The sequence below is a fragment of the Bradyrhizobium sp. 63_E2_N1_3 genome, from assembly GCF_052076005.1.
GTDB classification, from domain to species: Bacteria; Pseudomonadota; Alphaproteobacteria; order Rhizobiales; family Xanthobacteraceae; genus Bradyrhizobium; species Bradyrhizobium barranii.
Genome location: NZ_CP197235.1, coordinates 1,901,308 through 1,927,223, shown reverse-complemented (window position 1 = coordinate 1,927,223; position 25,916 = coordinate 1,901,308). Strand labels below are relative to the sequence as shown.

The following is a 25,916-nucleotide window of genomic DNA, read 5'->3' as shown; positions in this document are numbered from 1 at the left end:
TCGCGACGTTCCCTCCAGGAGACGTATTATGCTTCGCGTCGTCGTCCTGGGCGCCGGGGCCGGCGGCGGAGTCCCGCAATGGAACTGCGGGTGTGAGGGCTGCCGGGCGGCCCGTGAAAATGGCCAGGAGCTTCAGAGAACCCAAGCCTCGGTCGCTTTCAGTGGCGACGGCGAGCACTGGTTCCTGATCAACGCCTCCCCCGATCTTCGCCAGCAATTGAACGCCACGCCGCAGCTGCATCCCAAGGCCGGCGCGCTGCGCCATACACCTGTTGCAGGCGTGATCCTGACCAACAGCGAGGTGGATGCGGTCGCGGGCCTGCTGTCGATGCGCGAGGGCTCACCCTTCACGGTCTATGCGCATCAGAAGGTGCTGGCGATCCTGAAGAGCAACAGCATCTTCAACGTCCTGAACGAGAAGAACGTACAGCGCCAGCCGATTTCCATCCACGAGCCGTTCGAGCCGCGGCTGCCTGATGGCGCGCGCTCAGGACTTGAGGTGCTGCCCTTCGCGGTGCCCGGCAAGTCGGCCTGGTATCTGGAAGGTAAGGCGCATCCCGGCGGCGAGACCGGCGACGGCGATACGCTGGGACTCAAGATCACGGACAAATCAACCGGCAAGTGCTTCTACTTCATCGCCGCCTGCGCCGAGGTGACCGATGCGCTCAAGGCCGAGATCGATGGCGCAGCACTGGTGTTCTTTGACGGCACGGTCTGGCAGGATGACGAGATGATCAAGGCCGGGCTCGGCCACAAGACCGGCAAGAGCATGGGCCATGTCGCGATGTCCGGTCACGATGGCGCGATCGCGCGCCTCGCCGACCTCACTCTCGACAGGAAGATGTTTCTGCATATCAATAACTCGAATCCGGCGCTGCTGCCCGATACGCCGGAGCGTAAAGCGCTTGAGGCCGCGGGCTGGCGGATACCCGCCGACGGAACGGAGATCGTGCTGTGAATGCCGCGTCACTGACTGGAATGACCGCGCTCTCTGTTGGCAAGGACATCAGGCTCAACTCGGCCGAGGAGCTTGAGGCGACGCTGCGCCATATCGGGGCTACGCGCTATCACAGCCTGCATCCGTTCCATAAGCTGCTGCACGGCGGCAAGCTGAACAAGGGCCAGGTGCAGGCCTGGGCGCTGAACCGCTACTATTACCAGAGCACGATCCCGATCAAGGACGCCGTGGTGATCTCGCGCTTCCGCGACCGCGCTACGCGGCTGGAATGGCGCCACCGCATCGAGGACCATGACGGCGACGTCGGCAGCGAGGGCGGTATCGAGCGCTGGCTGAAGCTGACCGAAGGCCTCGGCCTCGACACGGCCTATGTGGAATCGACCGAAGGCATCTTGCCGGCGACGCGCTTCGCGGTCGAAGCCTATGTCCATTACTGCCGCGAGAAGAGCCCGCTGGAGGCGATCGCCTCCTCGCTCACCGAATTGTTCGCGCCGAACCTGCACGAGGAGCGCATCTCCGGCATGCTGGAGCACTACGACTTCGTCAATCCCGACATCATGAGCTACTTCAAGCGACGCTTAGCGCAGGCGCCGCGCGATGCCGGTTTCGCGCTCGACTACGTCAAGGCGCATGCCACGACGCCGGAGCAGCGCGCCTCCGTCTGCAACGCGCTGATCTTCAAGACCAACGTGCTGTGGGTGCAGCTCGATGCGCTCCAGCACGCCTATGTCGAGGGCCACATTCCGCCGGGCGCCTTCGTGCCCAAAGCGAGCTGAGGGATCAGAGCAATGGCCGGGCCGCGGAACATCAGCGTCAGCGAGGCAAGCCGCCCGGTGCTGCCGCGGCATGCCAAGCTGAAATATGACGAGACGCGCAAGGTCTGGGTGATCCTGGCGCCGGAACGGGTGCTGGCGCCCGACGAGATCGCGGTCGAGGTCTTGCAGCTCTGCGATGGCGAGCGCAATGTCGGCGACGTCGCCGACCAGCTGGCCGCGAAATACGCCGCGCCGCGCGAAGCGATCCTGGCGGACGTCATCGTCATGCTGCAGGATCTCGCCGACAAGGGCTTCCTCACCGAGGCCCGGGAGAAGACGTCATGAGCGACCTGCTCGGCAATCTTCCGCCCGACATCAGCGACAGCCTCGCGGTGCTGGAGAAGCAACGCTCGACAGCGGAGACGTTCGGCATTCCGCTCGCCGTATTGCTCGAGATCACGCATCGCTGCCCGCTGCAATGCCCCTATTGCTCCAATCCGGTCGAGCTCGACCGCTCCGGCAAGGAACTGACGACCGAGGAGTGGAAGAAGGTCTTGAGCGAGCTCGCCGAGATCGGCGTGCTCCAGGTGCATTTCTCCGGCGGCGAGCCGACGGCGCGGAAGGACCTCGTCGAGCTGGTCAAGCATGCCAGCGACGTCGGCCTCTATACCAATCTGATCACCTCGGCCGTGCTGCTGACGCGCGAGCGGCTGAGCGAGCTGGCGGATGCCGGGCTCTGCCATGTGCAGATCAGTTTCCAGGGCGTTGAAGAAGGTCTCGCCGACCGCGTCGCCGGCTACAAGAACGGGCATCGCAAGAAGCTCGAAGTGGCGAAATGGACGCGCGAGCTCGATCTGCCGCTCACCGTGAACGCGGTGATGCACCGGCAGAACCTGCACCAGCTCCCCGACATCATCCAGATGTCGATCGATCTCGATGCCGACCGGCTCGAGGTCGCCAATGTCCAATATTACGGCTGGGCGCTGAAGAACCGCGCCGCGCTGATGCCGACCGTGGCGCAGTTAGACGAATGCACCCGCATCGTCGAGGAGGCGCGCGAGCGGCTGAAGGGCACGCTCGCCATCGACTACGTCGTTCCCGATTATTACGCGCTGCGGCCGAAGAAATGCATGGGCGGCTGGGGCCGGCAGTTCTTCAACATCTCGCCGGCCGGCAAGGTGCTGCCCTGCCACGCCGCCGAGAGCATCACCGGGCTCGACTTCGAATCCGTGCGCTCCAATCATTCGATCGCCTGGATCTGGCAGAACTCGGACGCCTTCAACCGCTATCGCGGCACCGGTTGGATGAAGGAGCCGTGCAAGACCTGCGAATTCCGCGAGATCGATTTCGGCGGCTGCCGCTGCCAGGCCTTTGCGCTGACGGGCGACGCCGCCAACACCGATCCCGCCTGCGCGCTGTCGCCGCTGCACGAGACCATCTTCAAGCAGGCCGAGCGCGAGGCCGAGGGCGAGACCAACCGCTTCCTCTATCGCAATTTCGCCGGCGGCACTCTGGAATCCGGGAATGATGCCTGACGCCGACGCGGCCGCATCCGCCAAACGTGCCGATCCCTTTGCGCCGCTGACCTCCGACATGCTCGACGTCGGCGACGGCCACGAGCTCTATGTCGAGAGCGTCGGCCGCGCTGACGGCATCCCCGCCATCTATCTGCATGGCGGGCCCGGCAGCGGCTGCCAACCCGACCATCGCAAGCTGTTCGATCCCGAACGCTTCTGCGCGGTGCTGTTCGACCAGCGCGGCTGCGGCCGCAGCCGTCCCAAGGGATCGCGGGAAAATAACACGACGGCGCATCTGATCGCGGACATGGAGAAGATCCGCGAGAAATTCGGCTTCGACCGCTGGATGGTGGTCGGCGGCTCCTGGGGCGCGACGCTGGCGCTGGCCTATGCCGAGGCCCATCCCGACCGCATCTCCGGCATTGCGCTCCGCGCAACCTTCCTGGGCACCCGTGCCGAGGTCGAAACCGCTTTCACGTCGCGCCTGTCGCAATTCTATCCAGCGCTCCACGAGGATTTTCTCAGCGTGCTGCCGCCCGATGAGCGCGCACACCCGGTGGACGCCTATTGGCGCCGCATCCTCGATGCCGATCCGGCCCTGCATGGTCCCGCCGCGCGGGCCTGGCACGACACCGAACGCGTCCTGTCTGAGCACAAGGCGGCCAAGACGGGGCTGGACCTCGCATCGCTGAACGTGTGGCGCACGCTGCCTGCGACGCCATTCATGGAGGCACATTATTTCGTCCACGACAGCTTCATGACGGACGACCAGCTGTTGCGGAACGCCGGCAAGCTCGCTGGCATTCCCGGCATCATCGTGCAGGGCCGCTACGATCTGTTGTGCCCTCCTGAGACATCCGAGCGGCTTGCGAAAGTTTGGCCGGGTTCCGAGATTCGGATCGTGGAAGAAGCCGGACATTCGCTCTATGATGCCGGCGTGCGGGACGCGGTCATGAAGTCGATCGCCGATCTCGCGTCGAAAGCCGCGCGCTAGATCGATCTCCTCATCCTGAGGAGCGCTCCAAAAGGAACGCGTCTCGAAGGATAAGGCCCGGATCTAGCAGTGGGGCCTTCATGGTTCGCGACGCCACTTCGTGGCTCCTCGCCATGAGGGTCTGAATGGGAAGGACAAGAACAATGCCGCTCGCCGGGCAAGGCATGCTGCTGACGTCGATGAACATCGACGTTCCAGATGAGGCCGATTTCAATCGCTGGTACGATCGCGAGCATCTGGAAGAGCGCGTCGCGATCGAGGGTTTCCTGGAGGCGCGGCGCTATGTCGCGCATGCTGCCAATCCCAAATATCTCTCGCTGTACTCGACCGCGACGCTCGACGTGCTCGACAGTCCCGCCTACCGGGCCCGCCTCGCCAACCAGACCGAATGGTCGCGGCGGACCATGGCGCATTTCAAGAACATGCTGCGCGTGGTCGCGCGCATCACCATCAGCAAGGGCACCGGTCGCGGCGCAGCACTCGGGCTGGTGCGGCTGCGGCCGAGCGCCGACAATGCCGGGACATGGCGTGATGCACTGCACGAAAAGCTGACGCCCGGGGAGCGCGAGGGCATCATCTCGATGCATCTGCTCGAAAGCGAGCCGGAATTGTCGGGCGCGACCGCAGACATTCCAGCGGTGCGCAATGAGGGCGCGCGCGACTGGTTCGTGCTGATCGACGGCACGCATGTCGGCGCGGTCTCCGCGGTCATTGCCGAACGCTTCACCGGCCCCGCCGCATCGCCCTTCCCGCTTCCTGTCTCCGTCGGCACTTACAGCCTGATGTGGGATCTCGCGAAGAGCGATATCGCGTCCGGCTAGCGGCCATCCGCAACGCAACATATTGCACCGCACGCACCTTGCGTGCGGCCGTTAATGCTGAGCGCGCGCAGCACCTATGAAAGCAGGTGATCGCATAAATTTGCCGTTGTACTTCGGAATGATTCTAATAAGCTAACCCAATGACGTCATTCATAAACCAGATCGACGCGCATTAGCGTTCGCCAAGCTCAAGAAAAGGCCGCCGGGTCTTTGGGCCTGTGCGGACAGGGTAGGAATGAAACCGACCGACATCGCGGCCCCCGACTACTTTCACAAAGTGGTCGATTGCCAGTGGGCCTGTCCTGCACACACCCCGGTTCCCGAATACATCCGACTGATCGCACAAGGCCGCTACAGCGACGCCTACATGATCAATTGGAAATCGAACGTGTTTCCCGGAATTCTGGGACGCACCTGCGATCGTCCATGCGAGCCGGCGTGCCGTCGCGGACGCGTCGAGGAAACGCCGGTGGCGATCTGCCGCCTCAAGCGCGTCGCCGCCGACTTCAAGGACGACATCAGGCAGCGCCTGCCGCGTCCGTCGCCGAAGAACGGCAAGCGCGTTGCGTTCGTCGGCGGTGGCCCCGCCTCGCTGACGGTGGCGCGCGATCTTGCCCCGCTCGGCTATCACTGCACCGTGTTCGACGGCGATCCCGAGGCCGGCGGCATGATGCGCACGCAAATCCCGAAATTCCGCCTGCCCAATTCGGTCATTGACGAGGAGACCGGCTACATCCTCGATCTCGGCGTCGAATTCAAAGGCGGCCACCGCATCGAGAGCATGAAGGCGCTGCTCGCGGAGAAATACGACGCGATCTTCGTCGGCTCCGGCGCACCGCGCGGACGCGAGCTCGATGTTCCGGGCCGGAAAGAGGCTGCCGCCAACATCCATATCGGCATCGATTGGCTGTCTTCGGTGTCATTCGGCCATATCGACAAGATCGGCAAGCGCGTGATCGTGCTCGGCGGCGGCAACACCGCGATGGATTGCTGCCGCACCGCGCGCCGCCTCGGCGGCGCAGACGTGAAAGTCATTGTGCGCTCCGGCTTCGAGGAGATGAAGGCCTCGCCCTGGGAGAAGGAAGACGCGATCCACGAGGACATTCCGATCCTCAACTACATGGTGCCGGTGGCATTCAAGCATGTCGCCGGCAAGCTCATCGGCGTCACCTTCCAGCACGTCAAAGCCGAATACGACGCCAAAGGCCGCCGCAATCTGGTGCCTTCGGGCGACCCCGATCAAACCATTCCCTGCGACGACGTGCTGGTCGCGGTCGGCCAGGAGAACGCCTTCCCCTGGATCGAGCAGGATTGCGGCATCGAGTTCGACAAATGGCACATGCCCAAGGTCGATCCGAAGACCTTCGTCTCGACCAATCCGAAAGTGTTCTTCGGCGGCGACGCCGCGTTCGGCCCGAAGAACATCATCTGGGCCGTGGCGCAGGGCCACGACGCCGCGCTGTCGATCCACAAGATGCTCTCGGGCGATGACATCACCGAACGGCCGCTGCCGGAGGTGCAAATCTCCTCGCAGAAGATGGGCATCCACGAATGGAGCTATGACAACGACATCTCCAACGACAAGCGCTTCAAGGTTCCGCATCGCGACAAGGTGATTGCGCTGAAGGACATCCGAACCGAGGTCGAGCTCGGCTACGACGTCAAGCTGGCGCTGGGCGAAGCCGAGCGCTGCCTGAACTGCGACGTCCAGACCGTGTTCTCGACCTCGCTCTGCATCGAGTGCGACGCTTGCGTCGATATCTGCCCGATGGACTGCATCACCTTCACTGATAATGGCGAGGAAAGCGACCTACGCCAGCGCCTGAAGGCGCCCTCGCCACATCCCGACCAGGACCTTTACGTCTCCAGCGACCTCAAGACCGGGCGCGTGATGGTCAAGGACGAGGACGTCTGCCTGCATTGCGGGCTGTGCGCCGAGCGCTGTCCCACCGGAGCCTGGGACATGCAGAAATATTTCATCGAGATGACTTACGCAGGTTCGACATGTCCGACAAAAAGCCGCTCAGCAGCGTAAACGACTTCGTCGTCCGCTTCGCCAACGTCAACGGCTCGGGCTCGGCCAGCGCCAACGAGATGTTCGCGCGCGCGATCCTGCGTCACGGCGTTCCGGTCTCCCCCCGCAACATCTTCCCCTCCAACATCCAGGGCCTGCCGACCTGGTACGAGGTGCGGGTGACGGAAGACGGCCATCTCGGCGCCCGTGGCGGCGTCGACATGATGGTGGCGATGAACCCGCAGACCTGGGACAAGGACATCGCCGGCATCGAGCCCGGCGGCTATCTGTTCTACGATTCCACCAAGCCGATGCCGTCGACCAAATTCCGCGACGACATCACTGTGATCGGCGTGCCGCTCACCGCGATCACCAACTCGACCTACACCGATCCGCGCCAGCGCCAGCTGTTCAAGAACATCATCTATCTGGGCAGCCTCTCGGCGCTGCTCGACATGGACCCGAAGCTGATCGAACAGCTGATCGGCGAGCAGTACAAGGGCAAGGAGAAGCTGCTCTCCTCCAACGTCCATGCGCTGCATCTCGGCCGCGACTGGGCGCTGCAGAATTTGAAATGCCCGATCGGGCTGCGGGTGAAGAAAACCGACAAGGTCGGCGACCGCATCTTCATCGAGGGCAACAGCGCCGCCGCGCTCGGCGCGGTCTATGGCGGCGCCACCGTGTGCGCCTGGTATCCGATCACGCCGTCCTCGTCGGTGGCGGAGGCTTTCACCGCCCACTGCAAGAAGTATCGGCACGATCCTGAAACGGGCAAGGCGAAATACGCCATCGTGCAGGGCGAGGACGAGCTGGCTTCGATCGGTATCGTCATCGGCGCCTCCTGGAACGGCGCCCGCGCCTTCACCGCGACCTCCGGCCCCGGCATCTCCTTGATGACCGAGTTCATCGGCCTCTCCTATTTCGCCGAGATTCCGGCCGTGATCATGAACATCCAGCGCGCCGGTCCCTCGACCGGCATGCCGACCCGCACCCAGCAATGCGACATCATCGCCTGCGCCTATGCCTCGCATGGCGACACCAAGCACGTGCTGCTGTTCCCGGAAGATCCGGCCGAGGCCTTCGAGTTCGCGGCGGCCGCGTTCGATCTTGCCGAGCGGCTCCAGACCACGATCTTCCTGATGCTCGACCTCGACATCGGGATGAACCACCGTCTCTGCCGCCCGCTGAAGTGGGACGACGCGAAACAGTATGACCGCGGCAAGGTGATGACCACGGAGATGCTGGAGGAAGGCCGCGACTTCGGCCGCTATCTCGACGTCGACGGCGACGGCATTCCCTACCGCACCTATCCCGGCACGCATCCGACCAAGGGCTCCTATTTCACCCGCGGCACCTCGCGCGACCGCTATGCGCGCTACTCCGAGGAAGGCTCGGTCTATGCCGACAACATGCAGCGTCTGGTGCGCAAGTTCGAGACCGCGCAGGACCTGGTCCCGCGCCCGCTCCAGGCCAACGCGGAACGGCCGACCAAATATGGCGTGATCTATTTCGGCTCGACCTCGCCCGCGATGGACGAGGCGATCGGCCTGCTGGAGGCGCGCGGACATCAGCTCGACCGCCTGCGCATCCGCGCCTTCCCGTTCCACTCGAGCGTGGCGAGCTTCCTTGCCGAGCACGACTTCGTCTACGTGGTCGAGCAGAACCGCGACGCCCAGCTCCGCCAGCTCATCGTCAACGAGAACGGCATCGACCCGGTGCGCCTGGTGCCGATCGTGCATTACGACGGCACACCGATCACCGCCCGTTTCATCGCAAAAGCCATTGGCGACCACCAGGATCACCTCAAGGTGACCCCGCTCCGCAAGGCCGTGTCATGACCTATATTGCCAAGCCGAAGTTCCATCATCCGGGCCTCAAGAAGAACGAGCTCGGGTACACGCACCGCGACTACGAGGGCAAGATCTCGACCCTGTGCGCCGGCTGCGGCCATGACTCGATCACGGCCTCGATCATCGAGGCCTGCTACGAGCTCTCGATCGAGCCGCATCGGGTTGCGAAAATCTCCGGCATCGGCTGCTCCTCGAAGACGCCGGACTATTTTCTGGGCAATTCGCACGGCTTCAACTCCGTGCACGGCCGCATGCCGTCGGTCTTGACCGGCGCCAACCTCGCCAACCGCGATCTGATCTATCTCGGCGTCTCCGGCGACGGCGATTCCGCCTCGATCGGCTTCGGCCAGTTCGCTCATTCGATCCGGCGCGGCGTCAACATGACCTATATCGTCGAGAACAACGGCGTTTACGGCCTGACCAAGGGCCAGTTCTCGGCCACCGCCGACCGCGGCTCGAAGTCCAAGAAGGGCGTCACCAACACCGACAACGCGATCGACCTCGTCGCGATCGCGCTGCAGCTAGGGGCCACCTTCGTCGCGCGCTCGTTCTCCGGCGACAAGAGCCAGCTGGTGCCGCTGATCGCGGCCGCGATCGGCCACAAGGGCGCATCCTTCATCGACGTCATCAGCCCCTGCATCGCCTTCAACAACCACGCCGGCTCGACCAAGAGCTTCGACTATGTGCGGGAGCACAATGACGCCGTGAACCGGCTCGACGTGCTGGTCGGCCGCGATCCCATCGCCGTCGAGTATGCGCCGGGAACGGTGCAGGTGGTCGAGCAGCACGACGGCAGCAAGATCGCGCTGCGCAAGATCGACGCGGATTACGACCCGCACGACCGCCTCGGCGCCCAGACCTTCCTCCAGAAGCACGCCGCCAAGGGCCAGATCGTCACCGGTCTGCTCTACGTCGATCCCGATGCGGAAGACCTGCACACGCATCTCAACACGGTCGAGACGCCGCTCAATACGCTGGAGGCGGACACGCTGTGCCCGGGCTCGGCTGCGCTGGACAAGTTCAACGCCAGCCTGCGGTGATCATCGACCGCGCTCGACCGGCTGCCTGACACGTATGGTGATCTTCTCCGATACGACAGGCGGCTCGAACGGATAGTGCTTCGCGTCGCCCAGCACCAGTTGCAGCGTGTGCATCCCGGGTGGAAGTTCGAGCAGGGTTTCGGTCTGCCCCGCCCCGAAGTGCAGATGCGACTTGTCCTGCGGGATCGGCTCCTTGGGATCGATGGGATCGTTGACGTCGACCAGCAAATGATGATGGCCGGCGTTCTGGTACTCGTCGCCGGCGTGCGTCACGCCCATATTGCGCAAGCCGAACCGGACCCAGAACCCGCCCCGAACCTTCTGCCCGTCACGCGGGGTGATGAAATAGAGCTTGGCATCCTTGGGAGCGGTCTTGCCCTGCGGATAGGCGACGCCTGGGAGTAATGCGAGCGCCGCCGCCAGGGCGGCGCAACGAATGATCTGCATCGAAATGACTCCACCACTTAAGGACTTAGCGCAACGCGGAATCCATGCGTCGGATAACGAACATTGGTATCGTAGCCATCGCGGTTGGACGGCCTCACATATCTCGAATCGTTCTTCCATGAACCCGAGCGCAGGACATGCGACGAGCAGTCCCCGCCGGTCCATGCCGAGCCGTCACCGGGTGCGCCCTGATAGGTCCTGCGCCAGCAGTCCTCGACCCACTGATCGACACCGCCACCCATGTCGTGGAGGCCGAACGGATTCGGCTTGAAGCTGCCGACCTTCGCCGGCTGCTCGGCCGCGAGGTCACCGCAATCCTTGCATCCCGCCATGCCCGGCTGGAGCTTGTCGCCCCACCAATATTTCGTCTGCGTCCCGCCGCGCGCGGCGTATTCCCATTCGGCTTCGCTCGGAAGCCGATACGACTTCTTCGTGGTCCGCGCGAGCCAGGCCGCATATTGCTGCGCGTCGGTCCAACTCACATTGGTGATCGGCGCATCGTCCTTGCCGATGGCGGTGAAGCCGCACGCCTTTGCAGCCGCGCATTCGTTCCATTCCCGCACGGTCACCGGATACTTTCCGATCGAGAACGGCTTGACCGTGACCTGGTGGACGGGACGTTCGGTCGGATCGTCATTGCTTCCCATCGCGAAACTGCCGCCGCGAATGGCGATCATCTCGGGTTCGCGGAGCGACGTGGCCGATGGGCTTGGTGCTGGACTCGACGTCGAAGCACTTGACGTCGAAGCACTTGGCGCGGAAGCACTTGGCGCCGGAGCACTTGACGCTGAAGCACTTGGCGCCGGAGCGGGCGATGGAGACGATGCCGCCAATGAAGGAGACGGCTGCGGCGTTTGTGTCGCGGCTTCTCGCGGTGCAGGTTGCGGGCTCGGCGATGCGACCGGAGCAGCAGTCGGCGCGGCGGCCTGCTCCCTCACCCTGCCCGACGGCTGCGCCAGCAGATACCACAACACACCGGAAGCGATCACGAGGAGCGTGACGCCCAGAAGGAAGATCAGGGTATTCTCGCGCCGGCCTCGCGTCCTCCCAACCGCATCTGCGTCCGGCAGCACGCGATAGACGCGCACCGGATCGGTGATGTTCTTGACCTTGCGGTCGCCGAGCGACTCATAGCCGCATACCACCTTGTGCTTGATCTGCTCGTAGATCGCGCCCGAGATATAGACCTGACCGGGCTCGGCGATACCCTCGATGCGCGTGGCGATGTTGACGCCGTCGCCGTAGACATCGTCCGGCTCTACGATCACATCACCGAGATTGACGCCAATCCGATATTCGATCCGGGAGTCCTTCGGAAGCGAAGCGTTGCGCCCGACGAGATTCTGCTGGATGACGATGCTGCAGCGAACGGCCTCGACGGGACTGTCGAAGATCGCGATGAAGCCGTCTCCCGTCGTCTTCACCAACGTTCCATGGTGTTCGACGATGCTGGGCTCGATGAGATCCCGCTCGATCCGCTTAACGCGAACATGCGTGCCTTCCTCGTCGGCCTGCATCAAGCGGCTGTAGGAAGCGATGTCACCGACGATGATTGCGGCGAGACGACGCGGCATCGAGCCGTGTGGAGGCGGCTCGTCATGATTTCCGGATCTGAAGTTACGAATCTCGCCCATTGCGGGGAACTCCACAAACGCGGGTGAGCTTACGACATCGAATTTCAGCTGTCTGTGAAGACTATCACATTGATGATCCGCGACAATCTCGCAGAAATCAGCGGCGCCGAGTTCCCGGGCAGAAGCGCCGCAAGGATTGAACCTTCTCGGACCGACGGCGGACTAAGGCTCGCGCGACCACTCGGCAACGCAGCCTATGCCTGCTTCGACCGCCGCTGCGATGCGCGGCATCTTACCCGATGCAGGCGAATCCTCGCCCGCTTCAGCTGACAGCCTCGGGCTCCGGTTCAGGCTCCGGCACGGAGTGGTCCGAAGGGGCCGGTCGTCCGGCACCCCAATATTGCTTGCAGGTCTCGAGCAATGTCTTGACGTCCATGGTCAGGCCGCCCGCATTGACGATCACGCTGTCAGCGCCAAGCGTCTTGTTCATCAGCGACAAGGCACGCCTCAGGAAGCCCCCGGAGAATCGCCCGGCGACAAGGGGATCGAGCTTGAGCACCACGAACTTCTGCAGGCGCTGCTCCCAGATCTGTATCTTCCGCACGGAGCTCCAAGCGATGGTCTCGTCGGCGAGCCTGAGGTCGCGAATGCCGACACGGCTGATGAAGACGACCGGCGACCTGGCCGAGATCAACCTCCAGAGCATCCTGAAGGTGGCGAGGCCGAAAAACACCGCACCGACATAGCAGGCGGCGACCTCGAACGTGGTGATGTTCTTGCCTTGCTGCCACATGAATGCGAGCGCAGCGCAGAGCAGCGACAGCAGCAGACCGGCGCCGAAAAACACCAGCAGCCGTCCCCGGGAATAGCCGATCGTAATGTTGGGCAAGTTCTGACCTACGGACATGTTCGACCGCCACCAGCCTTTTGCAGCAACCCTGGGTTTACGAACGCCCCTTCTCCCGAGTTATTAGGACTGGAACCTTGCGCGAGGCTGCCCACGGGAATGCAAGGCATCGGCACTTGAACGCGCGGCGTCCGGCTTGCGACTAACCGCCAGTCGGCTCTCACCCCCCTCCGATGCGGCCGTCAATGGTTCGCGCGCCCGGTGCGATCATGAGGCTTGCCCTGCTCCTTCCGCTTGTCCTTGCCGCCTTCGTCGGCGCCGCACGCGCCGAGGAGGCCGACGATATCCGCGAGGCGACCAAGGCCGAGGCCGAAACCTTCAACACGCGCATGTATGCCGGGACACCCGGCAGCAAGGCCTATGCCTGCTTCGTCCGCCGCTACGATGCCGCACATCTGGCGCGGCATCCGAAGCAGAAGGTCGCCTCGATGAAGCTGCTGGTCTCGGCGGAATTGGACAAGGAGGACAAGGAGCTCCACAACTCCTTCCGGCTCGGCTTCAGATACCGCCATCGCTCCGGCGATTTCGACTCCAGTGGCTCCTGTAACCACGCTGTTTTCACCAAGGACGGCACCGAGATCCGGCTCGGCTGCGGTGTCGACTGCGAAGGCGGCGGTATCGGCGTTGCGCTCTCCAGGGACGACAAGTCGGCGATCGTACGGCTGGCGCGGGTCAGGGTCTGGCAGAACAACAAGCCGGACGACGAAGCCGAGCAATCGCTGGTCGCTGGTGCCGACGACGGCATTTTCCGCCTCGACCGCACCGACAACCGCGAATGCGCCTCGCTGGTGACGGACCGCAAGGAACTCGCCGCGCTGCGTCACAAGTGATAGGCCTCGGCGAAATCAGGCCAGTCGAGGGAGATCGCCATGAACCGCCGGAGCATCTTGTGGAGCGCCGTCTCGGCCCTGGGCGCGGCGCTTGGCGGCTCCAGCGCGAAGGCCGCGACGGAAGTCGGCGCGGGCAACAAGCTCAAGGTCGTCTATCACCTGAGCGACGCCGAGAAGGTCAATTTCGTGCTCGGCAACATCCAGAACCACGTTGACGGCGTCGGCGGTCCCCAACACGTCACCATCGCGCTGGTGATTCACGGGCCGGCGCTGAAGGCGTTTCACCGGGCACAGGCCAACCCCGACGTCGGCAAGCGCGTCGGCGATTTCTCCAAGGACGGTGTCGAGCTCGCGGCGTGCGCCAACACTATGAAGGCGCAGAACGTCACGCTGACGGGTTTGCTGCCGGGCTTCGTCAGCGCGGAGAAGGGCGGCGTGGTCCGTTTGGCCGAGCTCCAGTCGCAGGGTTATCTCTACCTGCGGCCTTAGGCGTCGAAGTCTTCCATTCTCCGGCTTGACTTATCCATAACTCTACGGTTATGAGTTAATCCATAACTTATGGGTTATGGATTTCACATGTCCGCCGCGCACGATCTTCTGTTCAGGACGCTCGCCGATCCGACCCGGAGGGCGATCTTCGAGCGGCTATGCCGGGAGGGCGAGCAGACGGTCGGGGCACTGACGGCGACGTCAGGCGTTTCCCAGCCGGCGGTCTCAAAACATCTCGGCGCGCTGAAGCAGGCCGGGCTGGTGCGCGACCGCCATGCAGGACGCCAGACCCATTACAGCGCGCAGCCCGGCGCGCTCAATCCGCTGATCGACTGGACCGGCCAGATGGCCGGCTTCTGGCAGAACCGGCTCGATGCTCTCGACGATCTCCTGAAGAGGATGGACCAATGACCGAAGCTGCCGCCGAGATGCGCTCCGTGGTGATCGAGCGCGAATTTTCCTTCCCGGCCGAGCGGATCTGGCGCGCGCTGACGCAGCCGCATCTGATCGAGGAATGGCTGATGAAGAACGACTTCAAGCCGGTCGTGGGACATCGCTTCAATCTTCGCGGCGAATGGGGCGGCGTGCTGGACTGCGAGGTCCTCACCATCGAGCCGCAGCGCGCGCTCGCCTATACCTGGAATTTCTCGCATGAGAACGCGGCGTTCGATCTGAAAAGCGTGGTGACCTTCACGCTGACGCCGACGAACGCGGGCACGCATTTGCGCGTCGAGCAGGCGGGCTTCAGCCCGACCCAGAAGCAGGCCTATGGCGGCGCGCATGCCGGCTGGAAGCAGTTTTTCGCCAAGCTGGACGAGGTGCTGGCGCGAGCTGACTAGGTCCGTCGCCGGCCTTTATTCGATCATCTCAAGAGGAGGTTTCATTGACCGGGAATATGTGGGTTCGGCAGATCCATCGCTGGCTGTCCATCGCTTTCACGCTCGCCGTGATCGCGAACATTGTTGCCCTGACGCTGCAAATCCAGGCCACGTGGATCGGGCTGCTGGCATTCGTCCCACTGATTCCATTGCTCGCGACCGGGCTCTACATGTTCGCGCTGCCCTATGTCGGCCGCCGCGGCGGCGCGCGGCAAGAGGCGTGATCATGAAGAGGGCTGTGACCGCGAAGACAAGCAGCGCGACCAAGACGGACGGCGCTTCGCCCTCCAGGATGATCGACGGCAGGATCAAGGAGCTCGGCGACTGGCGCGGCGAGATGCTGGGGCGAATCCGCAGCCTGATCAAGCAGGCCGATCCTGACGTCGTCGAGGAATGGAAATGGCGCGGCGTTCCCGTGTGGGAGCACGACGGCATCATCTGCACCGGCGAGACCTACAAGGCCGTCGTGAAGCTGACTTTTGCCAAGGGCGCGGCGCTGGACGACCCGGCCGGCCTGTTCAATTCCAGCCTCGACGGAAACGTGCGCCGCGCGATCGACATTCGCGAAGGCGAAAAGATCAACGAGAAGGCGTTGAAAGCGCTGATCCGCGCGGCGGTGGAGCTGAATGGGTCCAAGAAGAAGCCGGCGAAGAAGCGATCGGCTTAGACCACGTCAAGTCGATGCAAATTCCTGGTGACGGCCAGAGCAAGCGCCTCGTCCTTCGAGACGACCGCTCCGCGGTCTCCTCAGGATGAGGCTAAGCAGAAGCGCTGTCTGTCGACATAGCTCCCGCACACTCCGTCCTCATCCTGAGGGCCCGCCAGAGGCGGGCGTCTCGAAGGATTGGCCGCGGGCGAGCTACCGCCACGTCGATGTTCCAGCAGCTTGCCAGCCGCGTCAGGCCGCCGCCGGGATCGGGCGCGGGCTTACGACATATTCGCGCAGGACCTTGTCGTTGGCATCGACCTCGATCAGTGAGACGTCGTAAGTCCAGAGATCGGCGAGGTGCTGGAGCACGCGCTTGGCGTCGGTCTCGTTGAGCTGCGAGCCCTTGATGACGTGGTGATGCAGGATCAGCCGGCGGTCGCCGGAGAGATCGACGTCGACCACTTCGATATTGGCGTCGATGAAGCCGACATCATGCTGCCGTGCCAGCTCGCGCCGCACCCGGCGGAAGCCGCGATCGTCGTGGATGGCATCGACCCGGATGCCGGCACGCTCCTCGGGATCGTCGTGCAGGTGGAACATGCGGAAGTGCCGCATCAGCTTCGGGCTCAGGAACTGCGCGATGAAGCTTTCATCGCGGTAGTTGGCCCAGACGTCGCGCAGCACGCCCATCACGTCGTTCTTGCCGGCAATGTCGGGGAACCACTCGCGATCCTCGTCTTCCGGCCTGGTGACGATGCGCTCGATGTCCTGCATCACGGCAAAGCCGAGCGCATAGGGATTGAAGCCGGAGAAGCGCGGATCGTCGAATTCGGGCTGGAACACCACGTTGGTGTGCGACTGCAGGAATTCGAGGAAGTTGCCGTCGGAGATGCGGCCTTGCTGATGCAGCTTGGTCATGATGCGATAGTGGACGTAGGTCGCGGTCCCCTCGTTCATCACCTTGGTCTGGCTCTGCGGATAGAAATATTGCGCGATGTGGCGGACGATGCGCAAAAGCTCGCGCTGCCAGGGCGCCAGCCGCGGCGCGCTCTTCTCCAGGAAGTAGAGCAGGTTTTCCTGCGGCAGGCCGAGCAGCTTGCGGCGGCGTTCGATGCTGAGCGCCGAGCGGGTCTTCGACGCCCCCTTCGGCACGGTGCGCCAGAGGTCGTTGAAGACTTCCTCCTCGTGCTGACGGCGGCGCCCTGCCCGCTTCTCCTCGGCGCGCAGATCCAGCTTCTTCTTGCCGGGATAGCGGTCGATGCCGTGCGACATCAGCGCATGCGCGGCATCCAGGGTGCGCTCGACCTCGACGCGGCCGTAGCGCTCCTCGCAGGTCATCACGTAGTTCTTGGCAAAGTCGAGATAGTCCAGAATGCCGTCGGCGTCGGTCCACTGCTTGAACAGATAGTTGTTCTTGAAGAAGTGGTTGTGGCCGAAGGCGGCGTGGGCGATCACCAGCGTCTGCATCGTCGCCGTGTTCTCCTCCATCAGATAGGAGATGCAGGGCGAGGAGTTGATCACGATCTCATAGGCAAGCCCCATCAGGCCCTTGCGGTACGAGGCCTCGTGGAACGCGAAGTGCTTGCCGAACGACCAGTGCTTGTAGAACAGCGGCATGCCGACGGACGAGTAGGCATCCAGCATCTGCTCGGCGGTGATGACCTCGATCTGGTTCGGATAGACGTCGAGCCCGAGATCCTTCGTCGCCACCTCCTCGCAGGCATCGGTGATGCGCTGCAAGGTGTGGAAATCCCAATCGGCGCCTTCGAACAAGCGTTCCGTCATGGAGCGGCTTTCTCCTGGGAAGTTTCGCGGCGCTGGAACAGATCGTGGAACACCGGGAAGATCTCGCTGCGCTCGCTGACCTTGCGCATCGAGAGCGGTGCGCCGCTGTTGCGCAGGCGGTCGTAGAGGGTCCAGAGCGAGGAGTCGGAGAGATCGAAGGCGCTGCCGCCGGACTCCCCGACCTCGAGATAGGCAAAGAACTGGCAGACCGGCAGGATCTTGTCGGTCAGCAGCATGCCCGTGAGCTCGCCGTCGGAATAGGAATTGTCGCCGTCGGAGGCTTGCGCGGCGTAGATGTTCCAGTCCGCCGGATTGAAACGCTCGCGCACGATCTCGTGCATGGCGTGGAGCGCGCTCGAGACCAGCGTGCCGCCCGAGGCCGGACCGTAGAAGAAGGTCTGCTCGTCCACCTCCTCGGCGCGGTCGGTGTGGCGGATGAAGACGATCTCGACATGCTTGTAGCGCCGCTTCAGGAACACGTAGAGCAGCATGTAGAAGCGCTTGGCGAGATCCTTCATGTGCTCGGACATCGAGCCGGAGACGTCCATCAGGCAGAACATCACCGCCTGCGCCACCGGCCGCGGCACCTTCTCGTAGCGGCGGTAGCGGATATCGAGCGGATCGACGAAGGGAATGCGCTTGGTTCTCGCCTTCAGCCTTTCGAGCTCGGCGAGCAGCAGCACACGCTCGTCCTCGTTGGTGCATGCCGCGATCGCGGCTTCCAGCTCCTCGATCTCCTCCTTGCGGGGACGCTTGAGCGCGATGCGCCGCGCCAGCGCGAGCTTCACCGTCCGGCTGACCGAGATGTTGGCGGGCGAGCCGGACGTGGTGTAGCCGGCGCGCTGGATGCCCTCGCTCTCGGTCTGCGCGATCTTGCGCTTGGCAAGATCCGGCAGCTCGAGGTCGTCGAGGAACAGATCCACGAACTCGTCGCGGGAGAGGACGAAGCGGAACGCGTCCTCGCTGTCGCCTTCGCCGGGACCGGAATCCTTGGCGCTGCCCTGGCCGGATCGCTGGAGGTAATCGCCCTCGATGAACTTCTTGTTCCCGGGCAAAACCATGTCGCGCGTTCCGCCTTCACGGCGGAAACGCGGCTCGTGCATGCCGTCGAGCGGTATCGTGACCTCACCACCCTCCAGGACGTCCTTGATGTCGCGTTCCTGCGAGGTCTTCTTGACGGCGCCCTGCACCAGGGATTTGGCCCGACGCAAGAACCGCTGCCGGTTCTCAAGACTCTTGCCGCCTGGATTCAGGCGCCTGTCAATAATGTGAATGGGCACTTTTCCATCCGCTCCATCCGCCTCAACCGGCCTGCTTCACACGCATGTACCATTCGACGAGCCGGCGAACCTGACGCTCGGTGTAGCCGCGCTCCACCATGCGTGCGACGAACTCGCCGTGCTTCTTCTCCGTCTCGCCGTCCTTCTTCGACCCGAAGGAGATGACCGGAAGCAGGTCCTCGACCTGCGAGAATATCCGCTTTTCGATCACGTCGCGAATCTTCTCGTAGGAAATCCAGGTCGGATTCTTGCCTCCGTTCTGGGCCCGCGACCGTAACGAGAATTTGACCACCTCGTTGCGGAAGTCCTTCGGGTTGGCGATACCCGCCGGCTTCTCGATTTTGGTCAGTTCCTGGTTCAAAAGCTCGCGATCGAGCAGCTGGCCGGTGTCGGCATCCTTGAAGTCCTGATCCTCGATCCAGGCGTCGGCGTAGTCGACGTAGCGATCGAACAGGTTCTGGCCATAATCCGAGTAGGATTCGAGATAGGCTTTCTGGATCTCGTTGCCGATGAACTCGGCGTAGCGCGGCGCCAGGTCCGCCTTGATGAATTCGAGGTAGCGCTTCTCGACTTCCTCAGGGAGCTGCTCGCGGCGGATCGACTGCTCCAGCGCGTACATCAGATGCACGGCGTCGGCGGCGACTTCCTGCGGATCGTGGTTGAAGGTCGCAGCCAGGATCTTGAAGGCGAAGCGGGTGGAGACGCCGTCCATGCCCTCGTCGACGCCGGCGGCATCGCGATATTCCTGGACGCTCCGTGCCTTCGGATCGGATTCCTTCAGGCTCTCGCCGTCATAGACCCGCATCTTGCCGAACAACGTGGAATTCTCGTGCTTGCGCAGGCGCGACATCACCGAGAACCGCGCCAACGTCTCCAGGGTCGACGGTGCGCACGGCGCGGCCGCCAGCTCCGAGCCCTGGATCAGCTTTTCGTAGATCTTCTGCTCTTCGGTGGCCCGGAGGCAGTACGGCACCTTGATCACGCAGATGCGGTCGATGAAGGCCTCGTTGTTCTTGTTGGCCTTGAAGCTCGACCACTCGGCTTCGTTCGAGTGCGCGAGGATCACGCCGGTGAACGGGATCGCGCCGATATTCTCGGTGCCGATGTAGTTGCCCTCCTGCGTTGCGGTGAGCAGCGGGTGCAGCATCTTGATCGGCGCCTTGAACATCTCGACGAATTCAAGGATGCCCTGGTTGGCGCGGTTGAGGCCGCCCGAATAGCTGTAGGCGTCGGGATCGTTCTGCGCGTAGGTCTCGAGCTTGCGGATATCGACCTTGCCGACCAGCGAGGAGATGTCCTGGTTGTTCTCGTCACCAGGCTCGGTCTTGGAGACCGCGATCTGGCGCAGCCGCGACGGCTGGATTTTTGCGACTCTGAACTGAGAAATGTCACCGCCGAAGGCTTCCAGCCGCTTGTAGCACCACGGGCTCATCAGGCCGGTGAGGCGACGGCGCGGAATGCCGTACTTCTCTTCCAGCATCGGTCCGAGATGATCGGGATCGAACAGGCTGAGCGGGCTTTCAAACACCGGGCTCAATTCATCGCCGGCTTTGAGCACGTAGATCGGCTGCACTTCCATCAGCGACTTGAGCCGCTCGGCGAGCGAGGATTTGCCGCCGCCGACCGGGCCGAGCAGATAGAGGATCTGCTTGCGCTCTTCGAGCCCCTGCGCCGCGTGGCGGAAGAAACCGACGATGCGCTCGATGGTTTCTTCCATGCCGTAGAAGCCGGCGAAGGCCGGATAGGTCCGGATGGTGCGGTTCAAAAAAATACGGCCAAGGCGTGGGTCCTTGGCCGTGTCAATCGTCTGGGGCTCACCGATGGCTGCTAGCAGTCGCTCGGCCGCGTTCGCGTATTTCATGGGATCGCTTCGACACGATTCCAGATATTCCGCCATCGACATGTCGTGTTGGCTTCTCGCCTCGAACGACTTAGCGAAAGCGTTGAATAGAGAATCGTTATACATGATCCCTCTCCGCGTGAGTTCCGCCACAAGCTGAAACGAAAGCAGTTACCGGACCGTTCCTCAGGCCATTTCGAATCAGCGTGAGCACATGACGATCATTGGACACCCGGGTGCCGACACGACGCAACGCACAACGTAGGCACTCGTTGAGTTACGAACAGGCACATGCCTGTAATTTGTGCGAATCTGTATCTATCTTCGCTCATTTCCAGAAAATGTCACTTGGTCGCAACATCCGGGCATTACCGGGGATGAGCCCATCCGGCACTGCAACATGGAGCGATCTGCGAGCGGCAATCTTATGACGCTTGTACGGCGAAGCCTTGCGTGCCGCGTTCATCTTCCTGCTGCAATGCGGTGCGCGCAACGCTCGCAGCATGACAATCGCGGCAAGCGCGCAGCAGTGTATCAAAATCGGTCGCCAACCCCTCGGAGGGGATGACAATCCGTTCATTCTGCCGTTCATTCTGCCGTTCATTCTGCGCGCGGGGCGCCAAGGTGCTGATGGTGCAGAGCTGCCGCTGCAAGGCCGGCGTCAGCGTCAGCACGATCGCCTTGTGGCCGCGGCCTTCCTCAGTCGAAACCTCCGCAATCGAGTCCCACAGCAGAAATTCATTGCCGATGCGGAGGTCGCGGATGCCATAGGGGGTGACGATCACCACCGGTCCCCGCTCGGCGGGCAGCAGCCAGATCAGCCGGCCGGTCACCAGGCCGAACAGCACGACGCCGGCATAGCCGACCGTCGTATCGTAGTCGCCCAGACCGTCCCACCAGTCGAAGGCAAGGGTCGCGCTGAACAGGGTCAATGCGAAGCCCGCCGCGACCAGCAGCCGCAGTTGGGTCGTACATGGGCTGATTTCGAGATCGTGGGTCGCATCGATGCATGCGGCCGGCGCGACCGATTGCGGGCTGTCGGCAACAGCGAGCGTCAGGCGGTCATGATGTGCGTGCATGCTCTTCCCCAGCATGGCCATTCGCGGCCGAGCGACGATCTATCAGGCGGACCGTAATCCGCTGATGACACTCCACGCAGACTGGGCTGACGAGACGAAGCGGCTACGTTGGTAACGAGCCCTTGGCCATTGTTCCGGCCGACGACTTTTTACGCAACACAGCTACTTCCGCCTGGATCGCCATGATCGCGACGGAGTTACACTGGAGGGTAGACGCCTATCCCCTTGATTGGTTCCCTCCCGGGAGCATGTAGGCTAGAGGATAGCGCGTCAGGACCGGCGCGGAAACCCCTCGCCCGCAGGCTTGGAGATAAATAAACATCATGAATCCCGTCAAAGAACTGGAAAAGCACGGACAAGCCGTCTGGCTGGACTTCCTGGCCCGTGGCTTCATCGCCAAGGGCGACCTGAAGCGGCTGATCGACACCGACGGTGTCAAGGGCGTCACCTCCAACCCGTCGATCTTCGAGAAGGCGATCGGCAGTTCGGACGAGTATGACGCCCCGATCGGCAAGGCGCTGAAGCGCGGCGACCGGACCGTGGCCGACCTGTTCGAGGCCGTCGCGATCGAGGACATCCAGAACGCCGCGGACGTGCTCCGCCCGGTCTATGACCGCCTGAGGGCCGGCGACGGCTATGTCAGCCTGGAAGTTTCGCCCTATCTGGCGATGGACACCGCCGGCACGGTCGCCGAGGCGCGGCGGCTCTGGAAGGATGTCGACCGCAAGAACCTGATGGTGAAGGTGCCGGCGACGCCGGAGGGCCTGCCGGCGATCGAGACGCTGATCGGCGACGGCATCAGCATCAACATCACGCTGTTGTTCGCCAGGGACGTCTACCTCCAGGTTGCCGAGGCCTATCTCGCCGGTCTGGAAAAATACGTCGCCGGCGGCGGCGACCCGTCGCACGTGGCGAGCGTCGCGAGCTTCTTCGTCAGCCGCATCGACTCGGTCGTCGACAAGCAGCTCGACGAGAAGATCGCCCGCGCCAACGATCCATCCGAGAAGGAGCGGCTCGCCGCGCTGAAGGGCAAGGTCGCGATCGCCAACGCCAAGGTCGCCTACCAGGATTACAAGCGCCTGTTTTCCGGCCCGCGCTGGGACAAGCTCGCCGCCAAGGGCGCCAAGCCGCAGCGGATGCTGTGGGCCTCCACCGGCACCAAGAACAAGGACTACAGCGACGTCCTCTATGTCGAGGAGCTGATCGGCCCCGACACCATCAATACCGTGCCGCCGGCGACGCTCGACGCGTTCCGCGACCACGGCAAGCCGCGCGACAGCCTGGAAGAGAACGTCGACGACGCCCGCCGCGTGCTGGAAGAACTGGAACGCTCCGGCGTCTCGCTCGAGGCGATCACCGAGGAGCTCGTCAAGGACGGCGTCAAGCAGTTCGCCGATGCCGCCGACAAGCTCTATGGCGCCGTCGCCCACAAGCGGGCAACCGTGCTCGGGCCTGCGATCGACCACCAGCTTCTCTCGCTCGGCGACGGCCTCGGCAAGGCGGTGGCCAAGACCACCGAGGAATGGCGCGCCTCGGCAAAGATCCGCAGGTTGTGGCAGCGCGACAAATCGGTCTGGACCGGCACCGACGAGGACAAATGGCTCGGCTGGCTCGACAGCGCGGCGAAGGCCGACGTCGCCGACTACGAGGACTATGCGAGCCGCGTGAAGGGCCAAAAGTTCTCCGATGCCGTCGTGCTCGGCATGGGTGGATCGAGCCTTGGCCCCGAGGTGTTGGCCGAGACTTTTGCGCGGAAGTCCGGCTTCCCGAAATTGCACGTGCTGGATTCCACCGATCCGGCACAGGTCCGGGCAATGGAGGCCAGGATCGACATCGCCAACACCGTGTTCATCGTGTCCAGCAAATCCGGCGGGACCACCGAGCCGAACGCGATGAAGGATTATTTCCACGAACGCGTCGCACAGGCGGTCGGGCCGAAAGTGAAGACCGGCCATCGCTTCATCGCGGTGACCGATCCCGGCTCGTCGCTGGAGAAGGCGGCGAAGAGCCTCAACTACGCCCGCATCTTCCATGGGGAACCCTCGATCGGCGGCCGCTATTCGGTGCTCTCGCCGTTCGGCCTGGTGCCGGCGGCGACCGCGGGCATCGACGTCAATACGCTGATCAAGCACGCGCTTTCCATGGCCCGCTCCTGCGGACCCGACGTGCCGCCAGGTGAGAACCCGGGCGTCCAGCTCGGCCTTGCCATGGGCCTCGCCGGCCTCGAAGGGCGCGACAAGGTGACGATCCTGTCGTCGAAGAAGATCGCCGATTTCGGCGCCTGGGCCGAACAGCTGATCGCGGAATCGACCGGCAAGGAAGGCAAGGGCCTGATCCCGATCGCCGGCGAACCACTCGGCGAGCCCGCGCTCTACGGCAACGACCGCTTCTTCATCGACATTCGCACCGAAGGCGAAGCGGACGCCGCGCATGACTCCAAGCTCGCCGCGGTCGAAGCCGCCGGCCATCCCGTCGTGCGCATCGTGATGAAGTCGATCGACCATCTCGGTCAGGAGTTCTTCCGCTTCGAGATGGCGACGGCGGTCGCTGGCAGCATCCTCGGCATCAACCCGTTCGACCAGCCGGACGTGGAAGCGGCCAAGATCAAGACCCGCGAGCTCACCGCGTCGTTCGAGAAGACCGGTGCATTGCCGGCCGAACAGCCGGTGGTCAGCACCGACGAGGCCGATCTCTACACCGACGAGGCCAACGCCACGGCGCTGCGCGCCGCTGGCGCCAACGGCGACCTCACCTCGTGGCTGAAGGCGCATCTCTCCCGCTCGGGCCGTGGCGACTATGTCGCCCTGCTCGGCTACATCGCGCGCGACAAGGCGACGATCGACGCACTCCAGACGATGCGTCTCGAAGTGCGCGAGAAGCGTCACGTCGCGACCTGCGCCGAGTTCGGGCCGCGCTTCCTGCATTCGACCGGGCAGGCCTACAAGGGCGGGCCCGACAGCGGCGTGTTTCTCCAGATCACGGCCGACGATGCCAAGGACTTGTCGGTGCCGGGCCAGAAGGCGAGCTTCGGCGTGATCAAGGCCGCGCAGGCGCGCGGCGACTTCGACGTGCTCACCGAGCGCGGCCGGCGCGCGCTCCGGGTCCACCTCAAGGGCGGGCTCAAGAAAGGTCTCGCGGCGCTCAACGCGGCGCTTAACGATGCGCTGAACTAAGGGAATCTCTCGATGCAACTCGGCATGATCGGCCTCGGCCGGATGGGCGGCAACATCGTTCGCCGCCTGATGCGCCACGGTCATACGACCGTGGTCTACGACAAGGACGCCAAGGCCGTCGCGGGTCTCGCCGCAGACGGCGCACAGGGCTCGGCGACGCTGGAGGAGTTCGTCGCCAAACTGGAGCGGCCGCGCGCGGCCTGGGTGATGCTGCCGGCCGGCCACATCACCGAGACGACGATCGACACGATCGCGGCCGTGATGCAGGCCGGCGACGTCATCATCGACGGCGGCAACACGTTCTGGCAGGACGACGTCCGCCGCGGCAAGGCGCTGAAGGAGCGCGGCATCCATTATGTCGACGTCGGCACCTCAGGCGGCGTCTGGGGGCTCGACCGCGGCTATTGCATGATGATCGGCGGCGAGAAGCAGGTGGTCGACCGGCTCGATCCGATCTTCGCCGCGCTTGCGCCCGGCGCCGGCGACATTCCGCGCACGGAGGGACGTGAGGGGCGCGATCCCCGCATCGAGCAGGGCTACATCCATGCAGGCCCCGTGGGCGCCGGCCATTTCGTCAAGATGATCCACAACGGCATCGAATACGGCCTGATGCAGGCCTATGCCGAAGGTTTCGACATCCTCAAGAATGCCAACATCGAGGCGTTGCCGGCGGATCATCGCTACGATTTCGACCTTGCCGACATCGCCGAGGTGTGGCGGCGCGGCAGCGTGATCCCATCCTGGCTGCTCGACCTTACCTCGACGGCGCTCGCCGACAGCCCTGCACTTGCGGAATATTCCGGCTTCGTCGAGGATTCCGGCGAAGGGCGCTGGACCGTGAATGCGGCGATCGACGAGGCCGTACCGGCCGAAGTTTTGACCGCGGCCCTCTACACACGTTTCCGTTCCCGCAAGGAACACACCTTCGCCGAAAAAATTCTCTCCGCGATGCGCGCGGGTTTCGGCGGCCACAAGGAGCCGAAGCAGCCGGGCGCTTCGAAACCCAAATAAGAGCCGAAGTAACAAGTAACAGAGC

Annotated in this window: 24 protein-coding genes; 17 read left to right on the top strand and 7 right to left on the bottom strand. The window is 63.6% G+C overall.

Annotated elements, in window-relative coordinates; genetic code table 11:
* Nucleotides 1-28: 28 nt before the first annotated feature.
* The 9 genes from pqqB (at nucleotide 29) to AB7531_RS08950 (ending at nucleotide 9,949) form a co-directional block, all read left to right on the top strand.
* Complete coding sequence (gene pqqB, locus AB7531_RS08990; RefSeq protein WP_063981426.1) at nucleotides 29-958, top strand: pyrroloquinoline quinone biosynthesis protein PqqB; 930 nt, start codon at nucleotides 29-31, stop codon at nucleotides 956-958.
* A gap of 20 nt (nucleotides 959-978) precedes the next feature.
* Nucleotides 979-1,734, top strand: coding sequence for a pyrroloquinoline-quinone synthase PqqC (gene pqqC, locus AB7531_RS08985; RefSeq protein WP_175618535.1), 756 nt, complete (start codon nucleotides 979-981; stop codon nucleotides 1,732-1,734).
* A 12-nt stretch (nucleotides 1,735-1,746) separates the two neighbouring features.
* Entirely contained in the window at nucleotides 1,747-2,058 is a 312-nt protein-coding gene (gene pqqD, locus AB7531_RS08980) for a pyrroloquinoline quinone biosynthesis peptide chaperone PqqD (protein ID WP_028147039.1), read from the top strand.
* On the top strand, nucleotides 2,055-3,248 hold the full coding sequence (pqqE, locus tag AB7531_RS08975) for a pyrroloquinoline quinone biosynthesis protein PqqE (RefSeq protein ID WP_063981424.1): 1,194 nt from the start codon (nucleotides 2,055-2,057) through the stop codon (nucleotides 3,246-3,248). Before pqqD ends, pqqE begins: the two co-directional genes overlap by 4 nt.
* The gene (pip, locus tag AB7531_RS08970) at nucleotides 3,238-4,224 is read left to right on the top strand and encodes a prolyl aminopeptidase (RefSeq protein ID WP_063981423.1); all 987 of its coding nucleotides are present in this window, start codon (nucleotides 3,238-3,240) and stop codon (nucleotides 4,222-4,224) included. Before pqqE ends, pip begins: the two co-directional genes overlap by 11 nt.
* A 143-nt stretch (nucleotides 4,225-4,367) precedes the next feature.
* Complete coding sequence (locus AB7531_RS08965) at nucleotides 4,368-5,045, top strand: DUF4286 family protein (protein ID WP_063981422.1); 678 nt, start codon at nucleotides 4,368-4,370, stop codon at nucleotides 5,043-5,045.
* 235 nt (nucleotides 5,046-5,280) lie between these two features.
* A complete protein-coding gene (locus AB7531_RS08960; protein WP_063981421.1) occupies nucleotides 5,281-7,080 on the top strand; it encodes an FAD-dependent oxidoreductase in 1,800 nt (599 codons plus the stop codon).
* Nucleotides 7,050-8,897 (top strand): 2-oxoacid:acceptor oxidoreductase subunit alpha, encoded by a 1,848-nt coding sequence (locus AB7531_RS08955; RefSeq protein ID WP_063981420.1) that lies wholly within the window; start codon nucleotides 7,050-7,052, stop codon nucleotides 8,895-8,897. Before AB7531_RS08960 ends, AB7531_RS08955 begins: the two co-directional genes overlap by 31 nt.
* The gene (locus AB7531_RS08950) at nucleotides 8,894-9,949 is read left to right on the top strand and encodes a 2-oxoacid:ferredoxin oxidoreductase subunit beta (RefSeq protein WP_063981419.1); all 1,056 of its coding nucleotides are present in this window, start codon (nucleotides 8,894-8,896) and stop codon (nucleotides 9,947-9,949) included. Before AB7531_RS08955 ends, AB7531_RS08950 begins: the two co-directional genes overlap by 4 nt.
* Here the strand turns inward: AB7531_RS08950 and AB7531_RS08945 are convergent, their stop codons facing one another.
* From AB7531_RS08945 to AB7531_RS08935, 3 genes are all read right to left on the bottom strand, one after another.
* Nucleotides 9,950-10,396, bottom strand: coding sequence for a DUF4399 domain-containing protein (locus AB7531_RS08945; protein WP_063981418.1), 447 nt, complete (start codon nucleotides 10,394-10,396; stop codon nucleotides 9,950-9,952).
* A gap of 17 nt (nucleotides 10,397-10,413) precedes the next feature.
* Nucleotides 10,414-12,030 (bottom strand): SUMF1/EgtB/PvdO family nonheme iron enzyme, encoded by a 1,617-nt coding sequence (locus tag AB7531_RS08940; RefSeq protein ID WP_063981417.1) that lies wholly within the window; start codon nucleotides 12,028-12,030, stop codon nucleotides 10,414-10,416.
* A gap of 262 nt (nucleotides 12,031-12,292) precedes the next feature.
* Nucleotides 12,293-12,877 carry an STM3941 family protein gene (locus AB7531_RS08935; protein ID WP_063981416.1) on the bottom strand — a complete coding sequence of 195 codons (585 nt, stop codon included), beginning with the start codon at nucleotides 12,875-12,877 and terminating at the stop codon, nucleotides 12,293-12,295.
* Nucleotides 12,878-13,086: 209 nt separating this feature from the next.
* Here AB7531_RS08935 and AB7531_RS08930 point away from each other — a divergent pair, with 209 nt between their 5' ends.
* The 6 genes from AB7531_RS08930 (at nucleotide 13,087) to AB7531_RS08905 (ending at nucleotide 15,741) form a co-directional block, all read left to right on the top strand.
* A complete protein-coding gene (locus tag AB7531_RS08930; protein ID WP_063986128.1) occupies nucleotides 13,087-13,707 on the top strand; it encodes a hypothetical protein in 621 nt (206 codons plus the stop codon).
* 39 nt (nucleotides 13,708-13,746) lie between these two features.
* Nucleotides 13,747-14,196 (top strand): DsrE family protein, encoded by a 450-nt coding sequence (locus AB7531_RS08925; protein WP_063981415.1) that lies wholly within the window; start codon nucleotides 13,747-13,749, stop codon nucleotides 14,194-14,196.
* Between the two features lie 87 nt (nucleotides 14,197-14,283).
* A complete protein-coding gene (locus AB7531_RS08920) occupies nucleotides 14,284-14,607 on the top strand; it encodes an ArsR/SmtB family transcription factor (RefSeq protein WP_028147048.1) in 324 nt (107 codons plus the stop codon).
* A complete protein-coding gene (locus tag AB7531_RS08915) occupies nucleotides 14,604-15,035 on the top strand; it encodes an SRPBCC family protein (protein WP_063981414.1) in 432 nt (143 codons plus the stop codon). Before AB7531_RS08920 ends, AB7531_RS08915 begins: the two co-directional genes overlap by 4 nt.
* Nucleotides 15,036-15,079: 44 nt before the next feature.
* Nucleotides 15,080-15,298, top strand: coding sequence for a hypothetical protein (locus AB7531_RS08910; protein ID WP_063981413.1), 219 nt, complete (start codon nucleotides 15,080-15,082; stop codon nucleotides 15,296-15,298).
* A gap of 2 nt (nucleotides 15,299-15,300) precedes the next feature.
* Entirely contained in the window at nucleotides 15,301-15,741 is a 441-nt protein-coding gene (locus AB7531_RS08905; protein WP_063986127.1) for a DUF1801 domain-containing protein, read from the top strand.
* 231 nt (nucleotides 15,742-15,972) lie between these two features.
* Here the strand turns inward: AB7531_RS08905 and AB7531_RS08900 are convergent, their stop codons facing one another.
* The 4 genes from AB7531_RS08900 to AB7531_RS08885 all read right to left on the bottom strand — a co-directional run bounded on the left by AB7531_RS08900 (nucleotide 15,973) and on the right by AB7531_RS08885 (nucleotide 21,728).
* On the bottom strand, nucleotides 15,973-17,508 hold the full coding sequence (locus AB7531_RS08900) for a SpoVR family protein (RefSeq protein ID WP_028147051.1): 1,536 nt from the start codon (nucleotides 17,506-17,508) through the stop codon (nucleotides 15,973-15,975).
* The gene (locus tag AB7531_RS08895) at nucleotides 17,505-18,788 is read right to left on the bottom strand and encodes a YeaH/YhbH family protein (protein WP_063981412.1); all 1,284 of its coding nucleotides are present in this window, start codon (nucleotides 18,786-18,788) and stop codon (nucleotides 17,505-17,507) included. Before AB7531_RS08895 ends, AB7531_RS08900 begins: the two co-directional genes overlap by 4 nt.
* A 22-nt stretch (nucleotides 18,789-18,810) precedes the next feature.
* A complete protein-coding gene (locus tag AB7531_RS08890) occupies nucleotides 18,811-20,754 on the bottom strand; it encodes a PrkA family serine protein kinase (protein WP_063981411.1) in 1,944 nt (647 codons plus the stop codon).
* A gap of 299 nt (nucleotides 20,755-21,053) precedes the next feature.
* On the bottom strand, nucleotides 21,054-21,728 hold the full coding sequence (locus tag AB7531_RS08885) for an STM3941 family protein (protein WP_283017522.1): 675 nt from the start codon (nucleotides 21,726-21,728) through the stop codon (nucleotides 21,054-21,056).
* Nucleotides 21,729-22,030: 302 nt separating this feature from the next.
* Between AB7531_RS08885 and AB7531_RS08880 the strand changes: the two genes are divergently transcribed.
* Nucleotides 22,031-24,880, top strand: a complete 2,850-nt coding sequence (locus tag AB7531_RS08880) for a bifunctional transaldolase/phosoglucose isomerase (RefSeq protein ID WP_063981409.1) — start codon at nucleotides 22,031-22,033, stop codon at nucleotides 24,878-24,880.
* A gap of 12 nt (nucleotides 24,881-24,892) precedes the next feature.
* Nucleotides 24,893-25,891: a phosphogluconate dehydrogenase (NAD(+)-dependent, decarboxylating) gene (gene gnd, locus AB7531_RS08875; protein ID WP_028160653.1), complete on the top strand. Its 999-nt coding sequence runs from the start codon at nucleotides 24,893-24,895 to the stop codon at nucleotides 25,889-25,891.
* Nucleotides 25,892-25,916 lie beyond the last annotated feature (25 nt).